Raw genomic sequence first — 20,121 nt, 5'->3', positions numbered from 1 at the left:
CGGTGCCGTGCGGGGCTGTGGGGAGCGGGGCTGTGGGGGCGCCAGGGTGTGGCGGCGCGGGGGATACGGAGAGCCGGGTCAGGACAGTGCGGGGATGATCTCGGAGCCGTACGCGTCGATCGTCGCTTCGCGCGCGTCGTGCATGTTGTAGACCGCGAACTGGTCCACGCCCAGGTCGCGCAGTGCCTGAAGCTTCTCGATGTGCGCCTCGGCGGGCCCCAGCAGGCAGAACCGGTCGACGATCTCGTCCGGCACGAAGACGGTGTCCGGGTTGCCGGCGCGGCCGTGGTGGCTGTAGTCGTAACCGGACCGCCCGGCGATGTACTCGGTGAGGGCATCCGGGACCAGTCCGGAGTGTTCGCCGTACCGGGACACCAGGTCCGCGACATGATTGCCGACCATCCCGCCGAACCAGCGGCACTGCTCCCGGGCATGGTCGAGGTCGTTGCCGACATAGGCGGGGGCGGCGACGCAGATGGTCACGGCTTCCGGGTCGCGGCCCGCCTCCGCCGCCGCGTCCCGTACCGCCTTGATCATCCACTCGGTGAGGTACGGGTCGGCGAGCTGGAGGATGAATCCGTCGGCCTTCTGCCCGGCGAGGGCGAGCGCCTTTGGACCGTACGCGGCCATCCAGACGGGCAGTTTGCTGTCCTTGATCCACGGGATCTGGACGCTCTGCCCGTCGACGGTCGCCTCCCGGCCCTCGGCGAGGTCGCGGATGGCGTCGATGGCCTCGCCGAGGCGGGCCAGGGTGTTGGGCTTGCGTCCCGCGACCCGCATCGCCGAGTCGCCCCGGCCGATGCCGCAGACCGTGCGGTTGCCGTACATGTCGTTGAGGGTGGCGAAGGTGGAGGCGGTCACCTCCCAGGTGCGGGTGCCCGGGTTGGTGACCATGGGCCCGACGACGAGGCGTTCGGTGTGCTCGAGGATGCGGCTGTAGATGACGAACGGTTCCTGCCAGAGCACCGCCGAGTCGAAGGTCCACCCGTAGCGGAACCCGTTGCGCTCGGCGCGGCGCATCAGGCCGACGACGGCGGAGGCGGGCGGGTCGGTCTGGAGGACGAGTCCGAAGTCCATGACAGGTGCTCCTAGTGCAGATACTGGCTGGTGGCGCGAGGGGTGTACATGCCGTGGCCGGCGCGACCGGTGAACTTCCGCTGGTCGATGACGACTTCGCCGCGCGAGAGGACGGTGTCGACCTGCCCGGTGAGCCGCTTCCCCTCGTACGCCGAGTAGTCGACGTTCATGTGATGGGTCTCGGCGGAGATGGTCTGCTCGGCGTGCGGGTCGTAGATGACGACGTCGGCGTCGGCGCCCGGGGCGATGGTGCCCTTCTTCGGGTAGAGACCGAACATCCGGGCCGGGGAGGCGCAGGCGATCTCGATCCAGCGGCGGCGGGAGATGCGGCCCTCCACGACCGCCTGGTGCAACAGGTCCATCCGGTTCTCCACACCGGGCATCCCGTTCGGGATCTTCGAGAAGTCGCCGCGGCCCATCTCCTTCTGGCCGGAGAAGCAGAACGGGCAGTGGTCGGTGGAGACGACCTGGAGTTCGTTGTTCCGCAGACCCCGCCAGAGCGCCTCCTGGTGCTCCTTGGGCCGCAGCGGGGTGGAGCAGACGTACTTGGCGCCTTCGAAGTCCGGCTCGGCGAGGTTGTCGGTGGAGAGGAAGAGGTACTGCGGACACGTCTCGCCGAAGACCGGAAGTCCCTTGTGGCGGGCGGCCGCCAGTTCGGCGACGGCCTCGTCGGCGGAGACATGCACGACGTACAGCGGGGATCCCGCGACGCGGGCGAGCTGGATGGCGCGGTGCGTGGCCTCCGCCTCCAGCGCCACCTTGCGGACGTCGCCGTGGTGGCGCGGGTCGGTGCGGCCCGCGGCCAGCGCCTGCTCGACGAGGACGTCGATCGCGATGCCGTTCTCGGCATGCATCATGATCAGCCCGCCGTTGCCGGCCGCCCGTTGCATGGCCCGCAGGATCTGGCCGTCGTCGCTGTAGAAGACACCGGGGTAGGCCATGAACAGCTTGAAGGAGGTGACGCCCTCCGAGACCAGCAGGTCCATCTCCTTCAGAGAGGACTCGTTCACATCGGAGAGGATCATGTGGAAGGCGTAGTCGACGGCGCACTTGCCGTCGGCCTTCGCGTACCAGGCGTCGAGCCCCTCACGGACCGCGCGCCCCACGGACTGGATGGCGAAGTCAATGATCGTGGTGGTGCCGCCCCAGGCGGCCGCCCTCGTCCCCGTCTCGAAGGTGTCGGCCGCGTAGGTGCCGCCGAACGGCATCTCCATGTGCGTATGCGCGTCGACACCGCCGGGGATGACGTACTTGCCGGTGGCGTCGATGGTCCGGTCGGCGGTCCAGCTCTCGGCCGCGTCGGTGCCGTGCGCGGCGATTGCGGCGATGCGGCCGCCCTCGATGAGTACGTCTGCATGGAGTTCGTCGGACGCGGTGACGACGAGGCCGCCGTGGATGACGGTGCGGCTCATGTACCCCTCCTCACTGTGGCGGAATGGGTCTACGCACGTAGACAAAGTGCGTGGTGAAGAACGTAGAAGTGGGTTACCCACTGTGGCAATACCACTGCGGCCAACCGATGAAGACGTTTCTGTTTCCGGGCATGGCGTACACCGTCGGCCCAAAGCCGACGCCGCGTCTCGTCGTATGCATCGGGGCGTCGACATGGCAGCAGGGGAGCCGTCCGGCGCGACGGTCCGGGTCCGGGCGAACGAATCCGCCGCACCCCGCGGTGCGAGGCGCGCCGGGGCAGCACGACCGGAGGAGGACGGCGTCCCGGCCTCGCCCCGTGCTCCGAAACGGATCCATCGCCTCGGCCGCGGCGTGCGGCCCCGGAGGACGCCGGATTCGGGCGTCCCCCTTCGGGGCCGTCCGGCGGATCGGGGCCGGGCACCCACCCGTTGGCTCGGGGCGGCACCTCACCCCACCGCGTGCAGTGCGTCGGCGAGGATCCTCGCGCCCTCCTCCGCCTCGGCGATGGACAGCGACAGGGGCGGGGCGATCCGCAGCACGCTGGTGTTGTGCCCGCCGCCCTTGCCGATGAGCAGCCCGCCCTCGCGGGCCGCTTCGAGTACGGCGGTCGCCGCCTCCGGGTTCGCCTCGTCGGTGCCGGGCTTCACCAGCTCGATGCCGATCATCAGACCCCGGCCGCGCACTTCGCGTACGCACTCCACTCCGGCGCCGATCGCCCGCAGCCGCTCGATGAGCAGTCCGCCGACCCGTCGCGCGTTGCGCTGAAGGTCGTGTTCCAGGAGGTACGAGAGGTTGGCCAGGCCGGCCGCCATGGTGACCGGAGAGCCGCCGAACGTCGAAATGGAGTTGGCGTCCAGGCAGTTCATGACCTCGGCACGGGCCACGACACCGCCGATCGACATGCCGTTGCCGATGCCCTTGGCGAAGGTGAGCATGTCCGGCGGGCCGTTCCGGTCATGCGCCTGCCAGCCCCAGAAGTGTTCGCCGGTACGGCCCCAGCCGGTCTGCACCTCGTCGGAGATCCACAGGATGCCGTGCCGGCTGAGCACTTCACGGAACGCCGCGAACAGGCCGTCGGGCGGGGAGGTGAATCCACCGACGCCCTGGATGGGTTCGGCGATCAGCGCGGCGGCGCCGCGGGTGTGCCCGAGCAGATCCTCCAGATCGGCCACGCACGCCTTGATGAACTGTGCGTCGCTGAGTTCCGCGTACGGCCCCCGGGTGCGGACGCCACCGTGGACGTACAGCGTCTGCAGCGGGGACAGACTCGTGGGCGACCAGGCCTTGTTGCCGGTGATGGAAACGGCCGAGAACGACCTGCCGTGGTAGCTGTTGCGCATCGCGAGGATCTGGTTCGAGCTGCGGTACGTGGTGGCGAGCAGCAGCGCGGTGTCGTTGGCCTCGGTGCCGGAGGTGGTGAAGAAGACCCGAGCGTCCGGGATGCCGGAGAGCGTGGCGATGCGCTCGGCGAGTTCGACCATCGGCCGGTTGAGGTAGAGCGTCGAGGAGTGGATCAGCCGCCCGGCCTGCTCGCTGACCGCCTTGGTCACTTCGGGCAGGGCGTGTGCGGTCATCGTGGTGAGGATGCCGCCGAAGAAGTCGAGGTAGCGGTTGCCGTCGGCGTCCCAGACATGGCGGCCCTCGCCGTGGGTGAGCTCCAGGGGGTGCCGGTAGTAGAGCGCGAGCCAGTCGGGGCTGACGGCGAGATGGCGGTGGTGGAGACTGCTCACGGCTCCACCAGTCCTTCGTACGCGTCGGGGCGGCGGTCCCGGTAGAACGCCCACTGCCGGCGCACCTCCTCGATGAGACCGAAGTCGAGGTCACGGACGAGGAGTTCCTCCTCCTTGTCGCTGGCGACCTCCCCGACGAACTGGCCGCGCGGGTCGACGAAGTAGCTGGTGCCGTAGAAGTCGTTGTCGCCGTACTCCTCCTGACCGACGCGGTTGATCGCGGCGATGAAGTATTCGTTGGCGACGGCGGAGGCAGGCTGTTCCAGCTGCCAGAGGTAGCTGGACAGGCCCCGCGAGGTCGCTGACGGGTTGTAAACCAACTGGGCTCCGTTGAGACCGAGTTGGCGCCACCCTTCAGGGAAGTGCCGGTCGTAGCAGATATAGACGCCGACCTTGCCGACGGCGGTGTCGAAGACCGGCCAGCCGACGTTGCCGGGCTTGAAGTAGTACTTCTCCCAGAATCCCTTGACCTGCGGAATGTGGTGCTTGCGGTACTTGCCGAGATACGAGCCGTCGGCGTCGATCACGGCGGCGGTGTTGAAATAGAAGCCGGACTGCTCGATCTCGAACACCGGCACCACGATCACCATGCCCGTCTCACGGGCGAGCTCCTGCATCCGCCGGACGGTCGGCCCGTCCGGGACGGCCTCGGCCCAGCGGTAGTGCTCGGGCTCCTGCACCTGGCAGAAGTAGGGGGCGTTGAACACCTCCTGGAAGCCGATGATCTTCGCACCCTGCCGGGCGGCCTCGCGAGCATGCTCCTCATGCTTGGCGATCATGGATTCGGTGTCGCCGGTCCAGGTCGCCTGGACGAGTGCGGCGCGTACGACGTGGGACATGAGCTGCTCCTTCGACGCGGCGTCAGAGAGCCTCTACGCGTTTTCTACGCACGTAGACTCGGTGCATAGGAGGAGAACGTAAGCCCCGCCACACGGTGGGGCAAGACCATCGCCGTGAACCGGCTGAGTCGATCATGTTTCATACCCGTGCGGTCCACACTCCCGCTCACCTCGCACCCCGGGTGCGTTCTCAGGCCTCACAGGTAGCACCGCGCCGTCACCCCGCGTCCGGACCCCGTGACACGACCTCGTGACACGACCTCGTTCGGACTGCGCCCTCACCGGATGCTCCCAGGGGTGTCCGCGATGCCCGCGACGCGCAGGGCGTGCACCACGTCCCACTCCCGCTCAGGTGACACCGCACGGGCCGCGGACAGGAGTTGCGGAACGAGTCGGCGCGGATCTCCCGCCGCGATCAGTGCCGCATCCTCCGGGGTGCGGACGCGGACGAAGGCGCCCATCAGCGCCTGTGCCTCCGGTTCGAGACCAGCCCGGTCCATTGCCAGCACCGCGTCGGCGATCTCCGCCGCGGGCCGCGCCACCCCTTGGCGCAGCAGCTGTCCGCAGTCGTCGGTGCGGCCCGCCGCGGCCAGTGCACCGGCCGCGGCGGCCAGCTCGACCGGCGGCAGCGAGGACACCTCCCACAGCAGCGTCGCCCAGTCGGCCGCCAGACCCGACCGGTGCAGTTCCACGGCGAGCAGGGGCAGCCGGTCGGCAGGCCAGCCGGCTGCCTCGCACAGCACCCCGTGAGCCTCGCCGCTGCGGCCCTGCGTACGGAGCCGGACGAGCAGGTCCACGGCCTCGGTGGCAGCGCGTTGCGCGACGGGGTCCGCGGCGGACCGGGCCGCCCCACGCCCCCGGGCGTCGGTCTCCGCCGCGGTGGGGGCGCCGCCGAAGCGGGCGCCGCGCGGGACGGCGGCGTTCGTCGGCGGGACGGGGAGCACAGGGACGGCGAAGGGGGCGCCGGTGTCGTCGTCCACCTCGAGTCCGGCGAAGCGGGCGCCGCGCGGCTTCTTGCGCTTGGGGGAAGGCGGTTGGGGCCGCCCGGGGGCGGAGGACGAGGGTGCGGCGGCAGCGGGCTTCCGGTCGGCAGGGGCCGGCTCGCTTCCGGCTGCGGGGCCGGGTGCGGTGCGGGGGCCGGGCATCCGTGGCCTTGCGAGGTCGGCACGGGACTCCTCCTCCGCCCGGAACCACCCTTGGGGCGCGGTCACGGACGACAGCCGCTTGCGCAGTTCCGTGCAGCGGGCCGAGGCGCGCGCGTGGTCGTCCTCGGCCCATGCCAGCGTGTCCGGGTCCGGCGGTTGTGCACCGTTGTCCACCCCGGCCGCGCGCACCCGCTGGGCGGCGTACGCCTGCTCGCGGAGCATCAGCTCCAACCGCTCGACGAGTGCCTGCCGCCCGCCCGGCCGCCGGTCGTGGGCGGCGGCCGATGCGGAGTACAGCGCGGCGGCGCGTACCGACTCACGCGCCGCGAACGTGGCGCCACGCTCGTCGGCCAGGTCCTGCAGCAGCGACTCCACCACGTCCCACGGCGGAATCTCCGCACCGTCGAGGCAGGCCCGCATGCCGGCGGGATCGCGTCGGCAGAACACCCCGTACCACCCGCGCCCCGGGTCGAGCAGGGCCGTGAGGTTGCGCAGGTACTGCGCGAACTCGGCTACTTCACCAGCAAGTTGATGCACCGTCATCGTCGCCCTCACCCACCGTCGACTGGAGCACTCCAGTCCGCAGGCATTCGACCGCAGGCGTGTTACGGGACGGCTACGCGCACTTTTCGGCGAGGGTGCGGCAGGCGCAACGCCGCGCCCCGCACGCCCCCCGCGGCAGGCCGGGTCAGAAGGTGACGGCGATCCCGGTGTGCGGGCGCTTGCCGAGCCTGACAACGGTCGCCGGCCAGTCGACCAGCCGGAACTTCCAGGTGTACTTGCGGGCGAGCAACCGGCGCACCGCACGGGTCCCCGACTCGTCGAGCAGCCGCGCCGTTCCCTCGGCACTCGGCGCGCCCTCCGCGATCCGGCCGCGCACGTCGCAGACGGTGACGACGACCCGGCTGTCGTTGCGCAGCCGTTTCACCTTCCACGAGTCGGCGCGGGTCCAGATGAACAGCTCCTCGCCGTCGGCCGCCGCCCACACGGGCGTGGCAACGGTGCTGCCGTCCTTCCGGTACGTGGTCAGGCTGACGTACTCGCTGCGGGCGAAGTCCTGCAGAGTCCGGGAAGTCACGGCGGTGACCCTACGCGCCCGGCACCGGGTACGCACCTCCCCGTGGGTACCGACTCGTTCGACGGCGCGGGCGGCGGGCGGACGGCCTCGCTGCCGTACCGCGGTCAGCCGGCCAGGGGGACGGCCACGTCCGGTTCCGGGGCGCAGCGGATCAACAGCTCGTCCATGGAGAGGCCGAGCGCCCCGGCCAGTGCCGCGACGGTGAAGAACGCAGGGGTCGGGGCGCGCCCCGTCTCGATCTTGCGCAGCGTCTCGGCGGAGATGCCGGCGCTCGCTGCGATCTCGACCATGCTGCGGGCGCCTCGCGCCTCGCGGAGCAGTCGGCCGAGCCGCTCGCCGCGCAGGCGTTCTTCCGGGGTCAGAGGCGTTCGTACCATGCCGACAGTCTAATACTGCCGTTATTCTCATACCGCCGTTATTCTCATACCGCTTCCACCGGTATAGTAATTGGCATGGTTGAGCTCAAGACGGATACATCCATGGAGGCCATGCGCGAGGCGGGCCGCGTCGTGGCCCAGTTGCTGGCGGCCGTACGGGAGGCGGCGGCGGTCGGTGTGTCGCTGCGCGAGCTCGACGAGGTGGCGCGCGAAGTGCTGCGCGCAGCGGGCGCCGGTTCGCCGTTCCTGAACTACAGGCCCCATTTCGCTCCCACCCCGTTCCCCGCCGTGATCTGCGCGTCCGTGAACGACGCGATCGTGCACGGCATCCCGTCCGAACAGCGGCTGCGCGACGGCGATCTGGTGAGCATCGACGCGGGCGCGACAGTCGGCGGCTGGGTCGGCGACTCGGCGATCAGCTTCACCGTCGGCCGTGCCCGGCCCGCCGACACCCGACTGGTCGACACGGCCTTCCAGGCGCTGGAGGCGGGGATCGCGGCGGCAGTAGTCGGCAACCGGATCGGGGACATCGCGCATGCGATCGGCACGGTCTGCCGGAAGGCCGGATACGGCATCCCGGAAGGCTTCGGCGGCCATGGTGTCGGCCGGTCCATGCACGAGGACCCGGCCGTCCCCAACGAGGGACGGCCGGGTCGCGGCATGCCGCTGCGGCACGGGATGGTGCTGGCGATCGAGCCGATGCTGATCGGCAGCGGCCGGGACGCGTTCCATCCCGACGGGGACGGCTGGACGCTGCGCACGTCCGACGGCAGCCGGGCTGCGCACGCCGAGCACACGGTGGCGATCACGGACGCGGGACCCCGCATCCTCACCGCACTCTGACACCACCGGACGACGCACCATGAACCGGCCCCGGAGACCCGGCTATTGACGTACCGTCATGGCTTCCCGGCCGGCTTCACCACCATCGCCGAACCACCGCCGCGCCGGACCTTCTCCGCCGCGGCGAGCCACCGCCCGTCCGGCAGCCGCTGCACACCTGTGGCCGCCCCGATCTCGGGGTTGAGCTTGAAGGCATGGCCCAGGGACTCCAGCCGGCTCCGCAGCGGACTGTCCCACAGCCCCGGTTCGAGCTCCGTCGTCGGCGAGTTGCGCTGGCTGGCGCGTGGCGCCGCGATCGCGTCGACCAGCGGAAGGCCCCGGTCGACCGTACCGATGAGCGACTGGAGCACGGTGGTGATGATCGTGGCACCGCCCGGTGATCCCAGGGCCAGCATCGGCTGCCCGTGCTTCAGCACGATCGTCGGCGAGATCGACGACCGGGGCCGCTTGCCCGGACCCGGCAGATTCGGGTCGTGCACCGCCGGGTCGGCGGGGGCGAACGAGAAGTCCGTCAGCTCGTTGTTGAGCAGATAGCCGCGCCCCGGCACGGTGAGGGCACTGCCGCCGGTCTGCTCGATGGTCAGGGTGTACGCGACGACGTTGCCCCACTTGTCCGCGGCCGTCAGATGCGTGGTGTTCTCCCCTTCGTACGTCGTCGGGGCAGCTGTTCCACGGTTCGCGCAGGCGGCCGGGTGGCGCGGGTCGCCGGGGGCGAGCGGACTGGTCAGCACCGCGTCGTCCTTGATGAGGCACTCCCGCGAGTCGGCATACCGTTGACTGAGCAGGCCGCGTGTCGGTACGTCCTCGAACGCCGGGTCGCCGACCCACCGCCCGCGGTCGGCGAAAGCGATCCGGCTCGCCTCGATGTAGCGGTGCAGATACTGCGCCTCGGTCGCCCGCGAAAGGTCCGTGGACTCAAGGATGTTGAGGGCCTCACCCACACTCGTACCGCCGGACGAGGACGGCGCCATGCCGTACACGTCGAGGCCGCGGTAGCCGACCTTCGTCGGCGCCTGCCGCACTGCCCGGTAGGACCGCAGGTCCCTCGCTGTGAGGTCGCCGGGACGCACCACCCGGGTCGCCTCCGGGGCGACGGGCGGGTTGCGCACGGTACGTACGACGTCGTCCGCCAGGTCGCCCCGGTACAGCTCGTCGATGCCCTCGCGGCCGACCTTCTCGTACGTACGGGCAAGATCCGGGTTCTTGAAGACGGAGCCGACCACCGGCGGCTGCCCGCCCGGCAGGAAGAGCTTCGCGGTGGCCGGGAAGTCGGCGAACCTGGCCTGGTTCCCCTCCGTCTGCGAACGGAACGTGGAGTCGACGACGAAGCCGTCCCGGGCGAGGCGTTCGGCCGGCCTCAGCAGCCGGCCCAGCGACCTGCTGCCCCACGCGTCGAGGGCGGTGCCCCAGGTGGCCGGGGTGCCGGGCGTGCCCACGCTCAGACCGCTGGTGACGGCGTCCGCGAAGGCGAGGGGCTTCCCGTCCTCCAGGAAGAGCGAGGAGTCCGCGCTGCGCGGGGCGGTCTCCCGGCCGTCGATGGTCTCCACGGTGTGCTTCTTGGCGTTGTAGTAGACGAAGTAGCCGCCACCGCCGATGCCCGCCGAGTACGGCTCGGTCACGCCGAGCGCGGCCGCGGTCGCCACGGCGGCGTCGACGGCGTTGCCGCCCTCCTGGAGCACCTCGATCCCGGCGGCCGTCGCGTCCGCGTCGACGCTGGCGACCGCGCCGCCGTATCCGACCGCGACGGGGGACTTGGGCGGTGGGACGGCCGATGGCGACGAAGAGGACGGTGCGGCCGCGCCGACCGTGACAACAGCGGCGAGCACACTTAAGAACGACACATTCCGTGCGACTGAACGTCGCATGCGCACCTCCAGTGAAGGATCGTCCGCGCAGGGTAACGCCGCCTCACCTGTCCCGTCAGGGCCCCCGTGAACATGGTCCGGATGACCGCTAACATGCCCGCCCATGACTGACGACGTACGCAACATCGTGCTGGGCGTGATAGCCGCCGGCATCAGCGCCGCCCTCGGCTGGGCGGCTCGCACCTATCTCTGGCGCCGCAAGCTCCGTCGCAAGCAGGCGTTCTTCGGGCTGCCCGGAAACTCCGAGTGCCTGCTCGTCGTCAACCGCGACGCGGGCGGGGACGGCGCCGTGCACCGCCACGACGTCTTCGCCCTGCTCGAACTCTCGGCGCTGATCAAGGACTGTTCGGCACACGCCCAGATCGTGTCCCACGACACCGCCCAGCAGGGCTTCGGCGAGCGCACCGAGTTCTGCGTGGGCGGCCCGGTCTCCAACCGCCGGATGGCCGCCCATCTGCATTCCCTGCTGCCCGGCGTGAAGGTGAACACCGAGCCGGACCCGGGCCCGGACCGTGGAGCCTTCCAGATCGGAACGGAGCGCTACAGGGCGGAGAAGGGCATCACCGAGCACGTTCTGCTCGCCAGGCTCACGGCCGGTCAGGACGCCCGCCCGGTCTTCCTGTTCTGCGGACAACAGGCGATCACCAACCAGGCGGCCTCCCGCTATCTGGCCCGCAACTACGAGAAACTGTCCCGCAAGCACGGCAACAACACGTTCTGCCTGCTGCTCAAGGTGGTCAACTCGCAGGCGTACGGCCCCGATGTGGTGGAGGTGGTCGCCGATGTGACGCGGGCCGCACAGACACCCGTACCCGCACAGCGCACTTCGCACCGCGCGTCGAGCTGATCCGCCCGCGGGCCCGGGCCGCGCCCGTCCGGCCGCCCCCGCTTCCGCACCCTTGCGCGGGGGTGGCCCGGCGATCAGACGGAGCAGCGGGCCGGCCCGATGGTTCCATCGGTTCCGAGCACCGTCACCGTCATGCCCTGCTGGGCGCCACGCTCGTACGCGACGGTGCAGATCAGCTGCTGCCGGGCGAGTTCGGAAAGCTGGTTGACGGCGGAAGCGAGCCGGACCCGTACCCCCTCCTTGCCCGTCGTCACGGTCACCCGGTCACTGATCATGGGGAGTTCGGTTCGCAGGCCGGCCCTCCTCTCCGCCGGTGAAGGACCGTTGAACAGCATGGAGAGCTGCTTGCCGCGGCTCGGCCCGTCATCCCCTGTTCCCGAGGACGCGTTGGCCGACGGCGTGTCGACCCGCCGTATGACGGGGAGCAGTCCGCCCGGGGACGACGGCGAGATGAAGTACAGCACCGTGCTCTGCCGGGCGGCCGGGGCGGCCACCTCCACGGTTGCCGCGTCGCCGACCTCGACCACGTCCGTGGACCGGATGCCGCACCCGGTTGCCAGCAGCACGAAGGGCAGCAGAGTGCCGAGGACCCGCCCTCGCCTCATGCCCCCTCCAGCGGAAGCTCGACCGTGAACACAGCACCGCCGCCCGGCCTGTTGGCGCCGTCGACGGTGCCGCCGTGCAACCTTACGTTCTCCTGCGTGATAGCCAGTCCGAGCCCGCTGCCCGCCGACCGGGTCCGCGCCTCGTCGGCCTTGTAGAACCGGTCGAAGATGTGCGGCAGAACGGCCGGGTCGATCCCTGGGCCGCTGTCCTCGACCTCCGTCACCAGCCAGTCCTTCCCGTCCCGCCGCTCGGTCCGCAGCCGTACCCGGACGGGCTCCGCGCCGTGCCGCAGGGCGTTGCCGACCAGGTTGGCGACGATCACATCGAAGCGGGGCGGGTCGAGCACCCCCCTCACCCCGCCCGGGAGTTCGGTGGCGACCTGCCCCTCCCAGCGTCTGGCCTGCAGCGTCTTGCGGATCGTCTCGCCGACGTCGACCTCGTCGAGATGCAGGCCCGCCGCCTTCGCGTCGAAGCGGGAGATCTCCATCAGGTCCTCGACGAGTGTGGCCAGCTTCCCCGTCTCCGCACTGATCAGCCGGACGGCCGCCGCGGTGTCGGCGTTCAGATGGGCGGCATCCTCGTCGAGGACTTCGGTGACGGCAAGCATCCCCGCGAGCGGGGTTCGCAGCTCGTGCGAGACGTCGGAGGCGAAGCGCCGGGCCCGTGCCTCCGCCCGTTGGAGCTCCTCCACGGACTGCTGGAGCTTGGTGGACGACTCGTTGAACGTCCATGCCAGTTCGGCGAGTTCGTCGGAACCCTTCACCTCGATACGGGTGTCGAGCTCGCCACGTCCGATCCCGGCGGCGGCCCGGCGCAGGTCACGGACCGGGCGCAGCACACTGCGGGCGGCCAGCAGGGCCGGCACCAGCGCGATGAGAAGGGCGGGCAGGGCGCCGTCGCGGGCCGCGGTGACCATGGCGTTGACATTGGCCTCCTCGGGGTGGAGCGGCATCACCGCGAACACGACGAGCCCGGTGCGCTGCGGGCCGTAGCCCCGGTCGAACATGGCCGGCATCCCGATCGTCAGCCAGGGCTCACCGTTCTTGACGACCCGCTGGAACGAGGCGTGCTCGTCGGTGCGGGCAGCGGCACGAAGTTCGGGTGTGATCACGTTCGAGGTGGACCGGTCCGACGACGAGACCCGCAGGTCCGCATATTCGGCGAAGACGAACCAGGTGTGCGGCTTGCCTTCCCGGGCGAGGGTCTGGCACACCTGCTGCAGCTGGGCCGCGTCCAGCGGGAGACTCACCGGCTGCGCGGTGACCCGGTCGCGGAACTGGGCGACCGCGGTGTCCTGTGTCTGCTGAAGGATCGCCGACCGGGCCTCGCGGTAGGTCAGTGTCGCAGTGGTGATCGCGCTGATCGCCGCGACCAGAAGAAACGCCGATATGAGACGGGTCCGCAGACCGAACCGGGCGCCGAGAAGCTTCATACGAGCGGTCCGAACCGGTAGCCGAAACCGCGGACGGTCTGGATGTACCGGGGACTGCCCGCCACATCCTCGATCTTCTGCCGCAATCGCCGTACACATGCGTCGACCAGGCGCGCGTCGCCGTGATAGCTGTGCTCCCAGACGTACTCGAGCAGCTGCTGCCTGCTGAAGACCTGCTCGGGAGAGGCCGAAAGATGCAGCAGCAGCTTCAGTTCGGACGGGGCGAGCAGGATCCGCTCCCCCGCCTTGGCGACGGACAGCCCGGCGCGGTCCACGGCCAGTTCGCCGTAGAACTCGATACCGCTGCGCCCGGCGGGTTCGGCGAGCCGTCGCAGCACCGCCCGGATCCTGGCCTCGATCACTTCGGTTCGGGCCGGCTTGACGATGTAGTCGTCCGCGCCGGCCTCCAGCCCGACGACCACGTCGAAGTCGTCTCCGCGGGCGGTCAGCATGATGATCGGCAGCTGGCTGGACTCCCGTATCCGACGGCAGACCTGGACGCCGTTCATGCCGGGCAGCATCAGGTCGAGGAGGACGAGATCGGGCCGGAAATCCGCCAGCGCACCGAGTCCCGCCTCCCCTGTCTCCACGGCCCGGAGCTCATGCCCGCGCCTTCGCAGCCCGAGCTCGACCCCTTCGCGTACGGAGGGGTCGTCTTCGATCAAGAGAACACGCGGCATGGCACCAGTATCCCAACAATCGCTTTCGAGCCGACCGGCGCAGCCGAGCCGTCCGGCATCATCAAGGACAGAACGGCCACCGGCCGGCCCAGGCTCCCGCTAACGCCGCAGCCGGCCCCGTCCCGCAGCCAGCACGGCACTGACCTCGGCGAGCCGCAGCGGCCGGGCCAGCGCCCCGACCACCCCCAGAAGCACCATCACCCCCGCCGCCGCCGCCACCACGTCCCCGGACCCGTCGCATGCGCGGGCCACCCCGTAACCGAGCGCCCCAGCGGGCACGCACCCCACCACCAGCCGCACGTGCGCCCACAGCCCTGACGACCGCCACAGCGCAGGCCGCCGCTCGCCGGATCCGCCCGACACCCTGCGATGCAGTACATACCCGGTCACCGCGAACCCCGCGAACAGCGCCACCGAATACGCCGCGGCCATCCCCGTCACCGCCCACCGCGCGGGCAGCAGCAGATACGCGACACCGGACAGCCCCGCGTTGAACCCCGCGATCACCAGGTTCAGCAGGAACGGCGTACGGGTGTCGCCCATCGCGTAGAACCCCCGGGACAGCACGTACTGCCCGGAGAACGCGATCAGTCCCGGCGCGAACGCCATCATCATCCCCGCCATCACCGTGATGTCCGCGGCACCGGTACGTCCGTAGCCGAACACGGCTCCCATCACCCACGGCGCGAGCGCGAACAGCGCACCCGCTGCGGGCACCACCACCGCGGCCGTCGTCCGCAGCGCGTACGAGACATCGCGACGCACCCCGGCGAGATCGCCCTCGGCCGCCGCCCGGCTCATCCGCGGCATCAGTGCCGTGACCAGCGAGACGGTCACGATGCCCTGCGGCACCACCCACAGCTGGTAGGCGTAGCTGTACGCGGTATAGCCCACGCCGCCTGCCACGCCCTGCTCCACGGCGTGCTGCCCGGTGAGGGTGGAGAGCCGGGTCACCACCCAGTAGGCGACCTGGTTCGTCAGTACCAGCATCACGAGCCAGCCGGCCGATCGCAGCGGCCGGGTGAGTCCGCTCCCCCGCCAGTCGAACCGGGGCCTCCAGCGGAACTTCGCGGCCCGCAGCGCGGGCACCAGGGCCAGCGTCTGCACGGCGATCCCGGCCGTCGTCCCCCACCCCAGCAACTGGGCATGCGCGGAGGTCAGCGTGGTGTCGGAGCCTGCCGCGACGCCCAGATACAGCCCGAACACGGCAATGATCACAAGGTTGTTGAGGACCGGGGTCCACATCATCGCGCCGAACCGGTTACGGGAATTCAGCACTTGACCGAGGAGCGTGAACAGCCCGTAGAAGAGGATCTGCGGCAGGCAGTAGCGGGCCAGCGCGATCGTGAGCTGCGCCCGCTCACCCGAGTAGGGGGTGTAGACAGCGACGATCAGCGGCGCGCCGGCGACAGCGAGCCCGGTGAGGGCGACGAGGCCGACCGCACAGGCGGTGAGCAGCCGGTCGGTGTACGCGGCGCCGCCGTCGGCGTGTTCCCTGGCGGCCCGGATCAGCTCGGGGACGAACACCGCGTTGAGGGCGCCGCCGATGAGGAGCATGTAGAGGATGTTGGGGACGGTGTTGGCGACCGCGTACCCGTCGGCCTGGAGTCCGGTGCCGAGCGCGGCGACGACGACCGCCGAGCGTATGAAGCCGGTGACCCGCGAGACGACGGAGCCGGCCGCCATGACGGCGCCACTGCGCAACACCGAGCCCGGGCTCTCGGACGCCTTGTCGTGCACATCGTGTGCGGCCCCGCCGGCCGCCTCGGTGGCGGTCACCGTCGTGCCAGGTAGGCATGGAACGCGCGGTACAGCGCGTTGTTGGCGGTTCCGCCCACCGATGTCTCCCACTCTCCGAGGGTCTCGACGACCTGTCCGCCGGTGCCGAGCTTCCAGCGCAGCAGTCCGAAGGGGCGGTCGTCGGGGTCGAGGGTGGAGGGTACCCCGCGCATGTCGTAGACCTCGGCGCCCAGGTCCAGCGCATCGCGCATCATCCGCCACTGGAGGGCGTTGCTGGGGCGGACCTCGCGACGGTGGTCGGCGGACGCTCCGGTCTGGTACCAGACCCGCCGTCCGGTGGAGATCATGGTGTGCGCGGCGAGGATCTCACCCTCGTGAACGGCGAGGTAGAGCTGCATCCGGCCGGGCTCCTCGGCGTTGAGTACCGCGTACTGCTGCTGGTAGTACGCGAGGGAGCGGCCGAGCCGGAATCCGTCGCGCTCCTCGGTGATCCGCAGCAGCCGGTGGAAGGCCGGCAGTTCGGCCGCCCCGCCGACGACGATCCGGACGCCGCACTTGTCCGCCTTGCGGATGTTGCGGCGCCACTCCTGGTTGAGCCCCGCCCACAGGTCGTCGGGGGTGCGTCCGGCGAGCGGCACCTGGAAGACGTAGCGCGGCTGGGCGTCCGCGTCATCGCCCGCGTCGCCGTCCCCGCCGCAACGCTGCCAGCCACGCGCCCGGAGCCGTTCGGCGACAGCCGTGCCGAGCGGGTCCACCTCGGTGGCCAGCACATCGCGAACCTTTCGGCTGGGCCCGGTGGCGGCCTTGAGCCGGGCGGTGTCCCAGCGGCGGTACGCCGGCGAGGGGCCGATCCGTACGGCGAAGGCGCCCGCCTTGCGCAGATGGGCCATCAAGGGTTGCAGCCAGCGGTCGATCTCGGGATCGGCCCAGTCGGCCACCGGGCCTTCCGGCAGATAGGCGAAGTATTTGCGGGTACCGGGGAATTGCCGGTAGAGCACCAGAGCACTGCCGTGCAATTCACCGCTGTCGCCGTGCCATCCGACCATTTCCGATTTCCATTGGTCCTTCACCCCGGCCCAGGACGGATACTGCAGAAAACTCGCCGCGGCACGCGCGGTCACACAGGCCAGGTGCTCCGCAGCGGTGAGACTGCGTATCCGTAGGCCCCGTTCGCCTCTGCGGTCACCGGTCGCGAGCAGCGCTGACATGTCCGTGGCCCTCCCCTGTTCCCGCCCGGCCGATCGGCTCGGCGGCCTGCACAGGATGCTCACAGCGGACCGTGACGGATCCGCGCGGCGCATGTGACCGGACGATGACCGTTGCGCTGCGGTCCTTGTCATACAAGGGAATCCACGGCTTTCCGGGGAATTACCGAACCTAAGGTCTGCTGCATGCCTCTCCGTCGAAGAGAAGCGCGTCCCTGGAGGTTTTTCCGTTGATCTCTGCACACCGGCACGTACACCGCACCACGTCACTCGCCCGCCCGGCCCGGCTGGCCCTGATCGCCGGCACGGCGGTTCTCGGTACCGCCCTGACCGCCTGCTCCGGAGGCGCCGCCGCATCGGACTCGAAGCCCGGCCGGGGAGCCGGAAGCGCCGAGGCCCCGGACACCACGATCACGGTGAACCTCCAGGGCACGAAGGCCGCCGCGGGCAAGCCGGTGACGGTGACGCTGGCCGACGGGAAGCTGAAGACGGTGAAGGTGACCGCCGCCCAGGGTGACGCGCTCAGCGGCCGGATATCCGGCGACGGCCGGACCTGGACGTCGGACCGGGTCGCCGCTCCCGGAACCGAGTACAGCGTCGAGGCCACGGACACCCGGGGCGGCACCGACCGCGCGGGGTTCTCGACCGCCGCGGCCGACAAGGTCAACAAGCTGACGCTCGCCCCCGGCAAGAACACCACGGTCGGCATCGCCCAGCCGCTGTCGATCGTCTTCGACAACCCGGTGAAGGACAAGGCCGCGGTCGAGAGGGGGCTGAAGGTCACCACCTCGAACAACACCGAGGGCTCCTGGGGCTGGCTCCAGGACTACTCCGGCAAGGACAGGGTCGACTGGCGGCCCAAGGAGTACTGGAAGTCCGGGACGCGTGTCACGCTCGACGCGGATCTCAACGGCATCGACTCCGGGCCGGCCGGCGGCTGGTTCGTACGCGACTACGCGACGACGTTCACGATTGGCCGCAACCAGGTGGTCAAGGTCGATCTCGACCGGCACCGGCTGGCGCTGCGCCGGGACGGACAGACGATCATGGACGTGCCCATGTCCGCGGGCACCCCGGGCGGGGACAAGGCGTCCTGGCGGGGCACGGCCGTCCTGATGTCGAAGGAAGGCACGATCAACATGCGCTCCGAGACGGTCGGCCTGGGCGACGCGTACGACAAGATGGTCGACTCGTCGATGCGGCTGACCTGGTCGGGGATGTACGCCCATGCCGCGCCGTGGAACGCCGCGTACTTCGGGGTCGCCAACCACAGTTCCGGCTGTGTGGGGATGAGCGACGCGAACGCCGCGGAGCTGTACCGGAAGGCCCAGGTCGGCGACCCGTTCGAGATCACCGGCGCGGACGCCAAGGGCACGGTCGCGGAGGGCAACGGCTATGGGGCGTGGAATGTGTCCTGGTCCGACTGGCAGGCGAAGAGCGCCCTCGACTGATCCGCGAGTCCGCGACACCTCTGGGTCCCCCGCCGTCCTGACCTCGCATCACCGCTGACACCGCGTCCAACAATCGTTACGCTCACGAAACTTACCGGGGAGTTACCAACGGTAAATGGTCAGGGTTACCGTCGGGTCACTTTGCACCGACTCGCGTGAGGAGTGACCCGTGGGACGTCCGTACCCAGCTCTGCGCACCACCGCATCCATCGGAACCGCCGCCGTCCTGATCGCCGGAGCCACCCTCGTCGCGGCTCCGGCGGCCGTCGCCCGGCCCGTCGCCGCACCCGCGACGGCGTCGGCCCCGAGCCTGAAGTTCTACGACATCCCCGGCTCCGGCGGGATCACACTCAAGGGCAATGTCTTCACCCCCGCCGGCGCGGAGCCGGGCGACAGGCACCCGCTGATCGTGCTGCCCTCCAGCTGGGCGACACCGCAGATCGAGTATCTCGCGCAGGCACAGCAATTGGCCGACTCCGGCTATGTGGTGGTCAGTTACACCTCACGTGGCTTCTGGCTCTCCGGCGGGAGGATCGAAGTCGCCGGGCCGCCGGACATCGCCGATGTCTCCGCCGTCATCGACTGGGCCCTCGCCCACACCCCTGCCGACCCGCAGCGCATCGGCATGGGCGGCGTGTCGTACGGAGCGGGCATCAGCCTGCTCGCCGCAGGCCACGACAAGCGGATCAAGGCCGTGGTCGCGCTGAGCGGTTGGGCCGACCTCATCGACTCCATCTACAGCGGCCGTACCCAGCACCTTCAGGCCGCCGCCCTGCTCGGCGGGGCCGGCCTGCTCACCGGTCGCCCGAGCGACGAACTGAACACGACGCTCGCCGACTTCCTGGGGTCCGACCTGGCCAAGGAACCGGACATGATCGCCTGGGGGAAGAAGCGCTCCCCCGTCACGTATCTGGACGGGATCAACGCCAACGGCGCCGCCGTCATGATGGGCAACGCGTGGGGCGACACCATCTTCCCACCCAATCAGTACGCCTCGTTCTACGAGAAGCTCAACGGCCCCAAGCGCCTGGAGTTCCGCCCCGGCGACCACGCCACCGCCGAAGCCACCGGTCTGCTCGGCCTGCCCAACGACACCTGGACCGACGCCCACCGCTGGTTCGACCGCTACCTCAAGGGCGAGCGCAACGGCATCGATCAGGAACAGCCGGTCCAGCTCAAGTCCCGTACGGACAGCGGCTACGAGGGCTACCCGGACTGGAAGTCGGTCGGTGCCGACCGGAGGCGGATCGCGCTGAGCGGTACGAAGAAGATCTACACGAACGTCGACTCGGGCGCCGATGGCGGCATCGTGATGCTGTCGAACGCCCTCGACCAGTTCGTGAAGCTGCCTCCGATCGCCTCGATTCCCCTGCTGCCACGCACCTTCGCGGGTGTCTGGCAGTCCGAGCGATACGGCTCGGCACAGCACATCCGCGGCACCGCGAAGCTCCACACCACGGTCACCGGCAACAAGGAGAGCGGCACCCTCGTCGCCTATCTCTACGACGAAGGGCCGCTCGGCCTCGGCAAGCTGGTCAGTAACGCCCCCTATACCTTCCACGGACAGACGCCGGGGCGGCCGTTCGGCGTGGACCTGGAGTTGTTCTCCACGGCCTACGACCTTCCGGCCGGTCACCGACTTGCCCTGGTCGTCGACACGGTCGACCCGCTCTATATCGAGCACAACCCGGCCGGCTCACAGCTGACCTTCTCCTCGCCGGACACGGACCCCTCGTACCTGTCCGTTCCGTTGCGCGAGAAGTGATCACCGGCTGCTGCCGGGCGGGCACCGC

General features: G+C 70.2%; 17 protein-coding genes. 4 read left to right on the top strand and 13 right to left on the bottom strand.

From position 1 onward, the window contains the following. Positions 1 to 78: 78 nt before the first annotated feature. The 7 genes from ACFYP5_RS18460 to ACFYP5_RS18430 all read right to left on the bottom strand — a co-directional run bounded on the left by ACFYP5_RS18460 (position 79) and on the right by ACFYP5_RS18430 (position 7,659). Positions 79 to 1,077, bottom strand: coding sequence for a TIGR03842 family LLM class F420-dependent oxidoreductase (locus ACFYP5_RS18460; RefSeq protein ID WP_389036797.1), 999 nt, complete (start codon positions 1,075 to 1,077; stop codon positions 79 to 81). An 11-nt stretch (positions 1,078 to 1,088) separates the two neighbouring features. Beyond that, complete coding sequence (gene hydA / locus ACFYP5_RS18455; protein ID WP_389036794.1) at positions 1,089 to 2,489, bottom strand: dihydropyrimidinase; 1,401 nt, start codon at positions 2,487 to 2,489, stop codon at positions 1,089 to 1,091. 447 nt (positions 2,490 to 2,936) lie between these two features. Next, on the bottom strand, positions 2,937 to 4,220 hold the full coding sequence (locus tag ACFYP5_RS18450) for an aspartate aminotransferase family protein (protein WP_389036792.1): 1,284 nt from the start codon (positions 4,218 to 4,220) through the stop codon (positions 2,937 to 2,939). After that, complete coding sequence (locus ACFYP5_RS18445; RefSeq protein WP_389036789.1) at positions 4,217 to 5,059, bottom strand: nitrilase-related carbon-nitrogen hydrolase; 843 nt, start codon at positions 5,057 to 5,059, stop codon at positions 4,217 to 4,219. Before ACFYP5_RS18445 ends, ACFYP5_RS18450 begins: the two co-directional genes overlap by 4 nt. Before the next feature lie 278 nt (positions 5,060 to 5,337). After that, positions 5,338 to 6,747 carry a hypothetical protein gene (locus ACFYP5_RS18440; protein WP_389036786.1) on the bottom strand — a complete coding sequence of 470 codons (1,410 nt, stop codon included), beginning with the start codon at positions 6,745 to 6,747 and terminating at the stop codon, positions 5,338 to 5,340. 145 nt (positions 6,748 to 6,892) lie between these two features. Beyond that, entirely contained in the window at positions 6,893 to 7,282 is a 390-nt protein-coding gene (locus tag ACFYP5_RS18435) for a PPOX class F420-dependent oxidoreductase (protein WP_389036784.1), read from the bottom strand. Positions 7,283 to 7,386: 104 nt separating this feature from the next. Further along, positions 7,387 to 7,659 (bottom strand): helix-turn-helix domain-containing protein, encoded by a 273-nt coding sequence (locus ACFYP5_RS18430; RefSeq protein WP_030916728.1) that lies wholly within the window; start codon positions 7,657 to 7,659, stop codon positions 7,387 to 7,389. A gap of 75 nt (positions 7,660 to 7,734) precedes the next feature. On the opposite strand from ACFYP5_RS18430, the gene map reads away from it, so the two are divergent. Then, positions 7,735 to 8,502 (top strand): type I methionyl aminopeptidase, encoded by a 768-nt coding sequence (map, locus tag ACFYP5_RS18425; RefSeq protein ID WP_389036781.1) that lies wholly within the window; start codon positions 7,735 to 7,737, stop codon positions 8,500 to 8,502. A 56-nt stretch (positions 8,503 to 8,558) separates the two neighbouring features. Here map and ggt read toward each other — a convergent pair whose 3' ends face one another. After that, positions 8,559 to 10,367, bottom strand: coding sequence for a gamma-glutamyltransferase (gene ggt / locus ACFYP5_RS18420; RefSeq protein ID WP_389036778.1), 1,809 nt, complete (start codon positions 10,365 to 10,367; stop codon positions 8,559 to 8,561). 103 nt (positions 10,368 to 10,470) lie between these two features. Between ggt and ACFYP5_RS18415 the strand changes: the two genes are divergently transcribed. Next, positions 10,471 to 11,214, top strand: a complete 744-nt coding sequence (locus tag ACFYP5_RS18415; protein WP_389036776.1) for a hypothetical protein — start codon at positions 10,471 to 10,473, stop codon at positions 11,212 to 11,214. 74 nt (positions 11,215 to 11,288) lie between these two features. Here the strand turns inward: ACFYP5_RS18415 and ACFYP5_RS18410 are convergent, their stop codons facing one another. The 5 genes from ACFYP5_RS18410 to ACFYP5_RS18390 form a co-directional block, all read right to left on the bottom strand. After that, positions 11,289 to 11,819 (bottom strand): hypothetical protein, encoded by a 531-nt coding sequence (locus tag ACFYP5_RS18410; RefSeq protein ID WP_389036774.1) that lies wholly within the window; start codon positions 11,817 to 11,819, stop codon positions 11,289 to 11,291. Further along, complete coding sequence (locus ACFYP5_RS18405; protein WP_389036771.1) at positions 11,816 to 13,252, bottom strand: ATP-binding protein; 1,437 nt, start codon at positions 13,250 to 13,252, stop codon at positions 11,816 to 11,818. The genes ACFYP5_RS18410 and ACFYP5_RS18405 overlap by 4 nt, the downstream gene beginning before the upstream one ends. Continuing rightward, positions 13,249 to 13,932 carry a response regulator gene (locus ACFYP5_RS18400; RefSeq protein ID WP_389036768.1) on the bottom strand — a complete coding sequence of 228 codons (684 nt, stop codon included), beginning with the start codon at positions 13,930 to 13,932 and terminating at the stop codon, positions 13,249 to 13,251. Before ACFYP5_RS18400 ends, ACFYP5_RS18405 begins: the two co-directional genes overlap by 4 nt. 99 nt (positions 13,933 to 14,031) lie before the next feature. Continuing rightward, on the bottom strand, positions 14,032 to 15,711 hold the full coding sequence (gene murJ, locus ACFYP5_RS18395) for a murein biosynthesis integral membrane protein MurJ (RefSeq protein ID WP_389036766.1): 1,680 nt from the start codon (positions 15,709 to 15,711) through the stop codon (positions 14,032 to 14,034). Further along, positions 15,708 to 16,880, bottom strand: coding sequence for a lipid II:glycine glycyltransferase FemX (locus tag ACFYP5_RS18390; protein ID WP_389036764.1), 1,173 nt, complete (start codon positions 16,878 to 16,880; stop codon positions 15,708 to 15,710). The genes murJ and ACFYP5_RS18390 overlap by 4 nt, the downstream gene beginning before the upstream one ends. 227 nt (positions 16,881 to 17,107) lie before the next feature. Between ACFYP5_RS18390 and ACFYP5_RS18385 the strand changes: the two genes are divergently transcribed. Then, entirely contained in the window at positions 17,108 to 18,328 is a 1,221-nt protein-coding gene (locus tag ACFYP5_RS18385; RefSeq protein ID WP_389036762.1) for an Ig-like domain-containing protein, read from the top strand. Positions 18,329 to 18,497: 169 nt separating this feature from the next. After that, a complete protein-coding gene (locus ACFYP5_RS18380; protein ID WP_389036759.1) occupies positions 18,498 to 20,093 on the top strand; it encodes an alpha/beta fold hydrolase in 1,596 nt (531 codons plus the stop codon). The last annotated feature ends 28 nt before the right edge of the window (positions 20,094 to 20,121 follow it).

This window comes from Streptomyces sp. NPDC005262 (genome assembly GCF_042872425.1).
In the GTDB taxonomy this organism is placed as follows: Bacteria; Actinomycetota; Actinomycetes; order Streptomycetales; family Streptomycetaceae; genus Streptomyces.
This window is presented reverse-complemented; position numbering and strand designations above follow the sequence as displayed.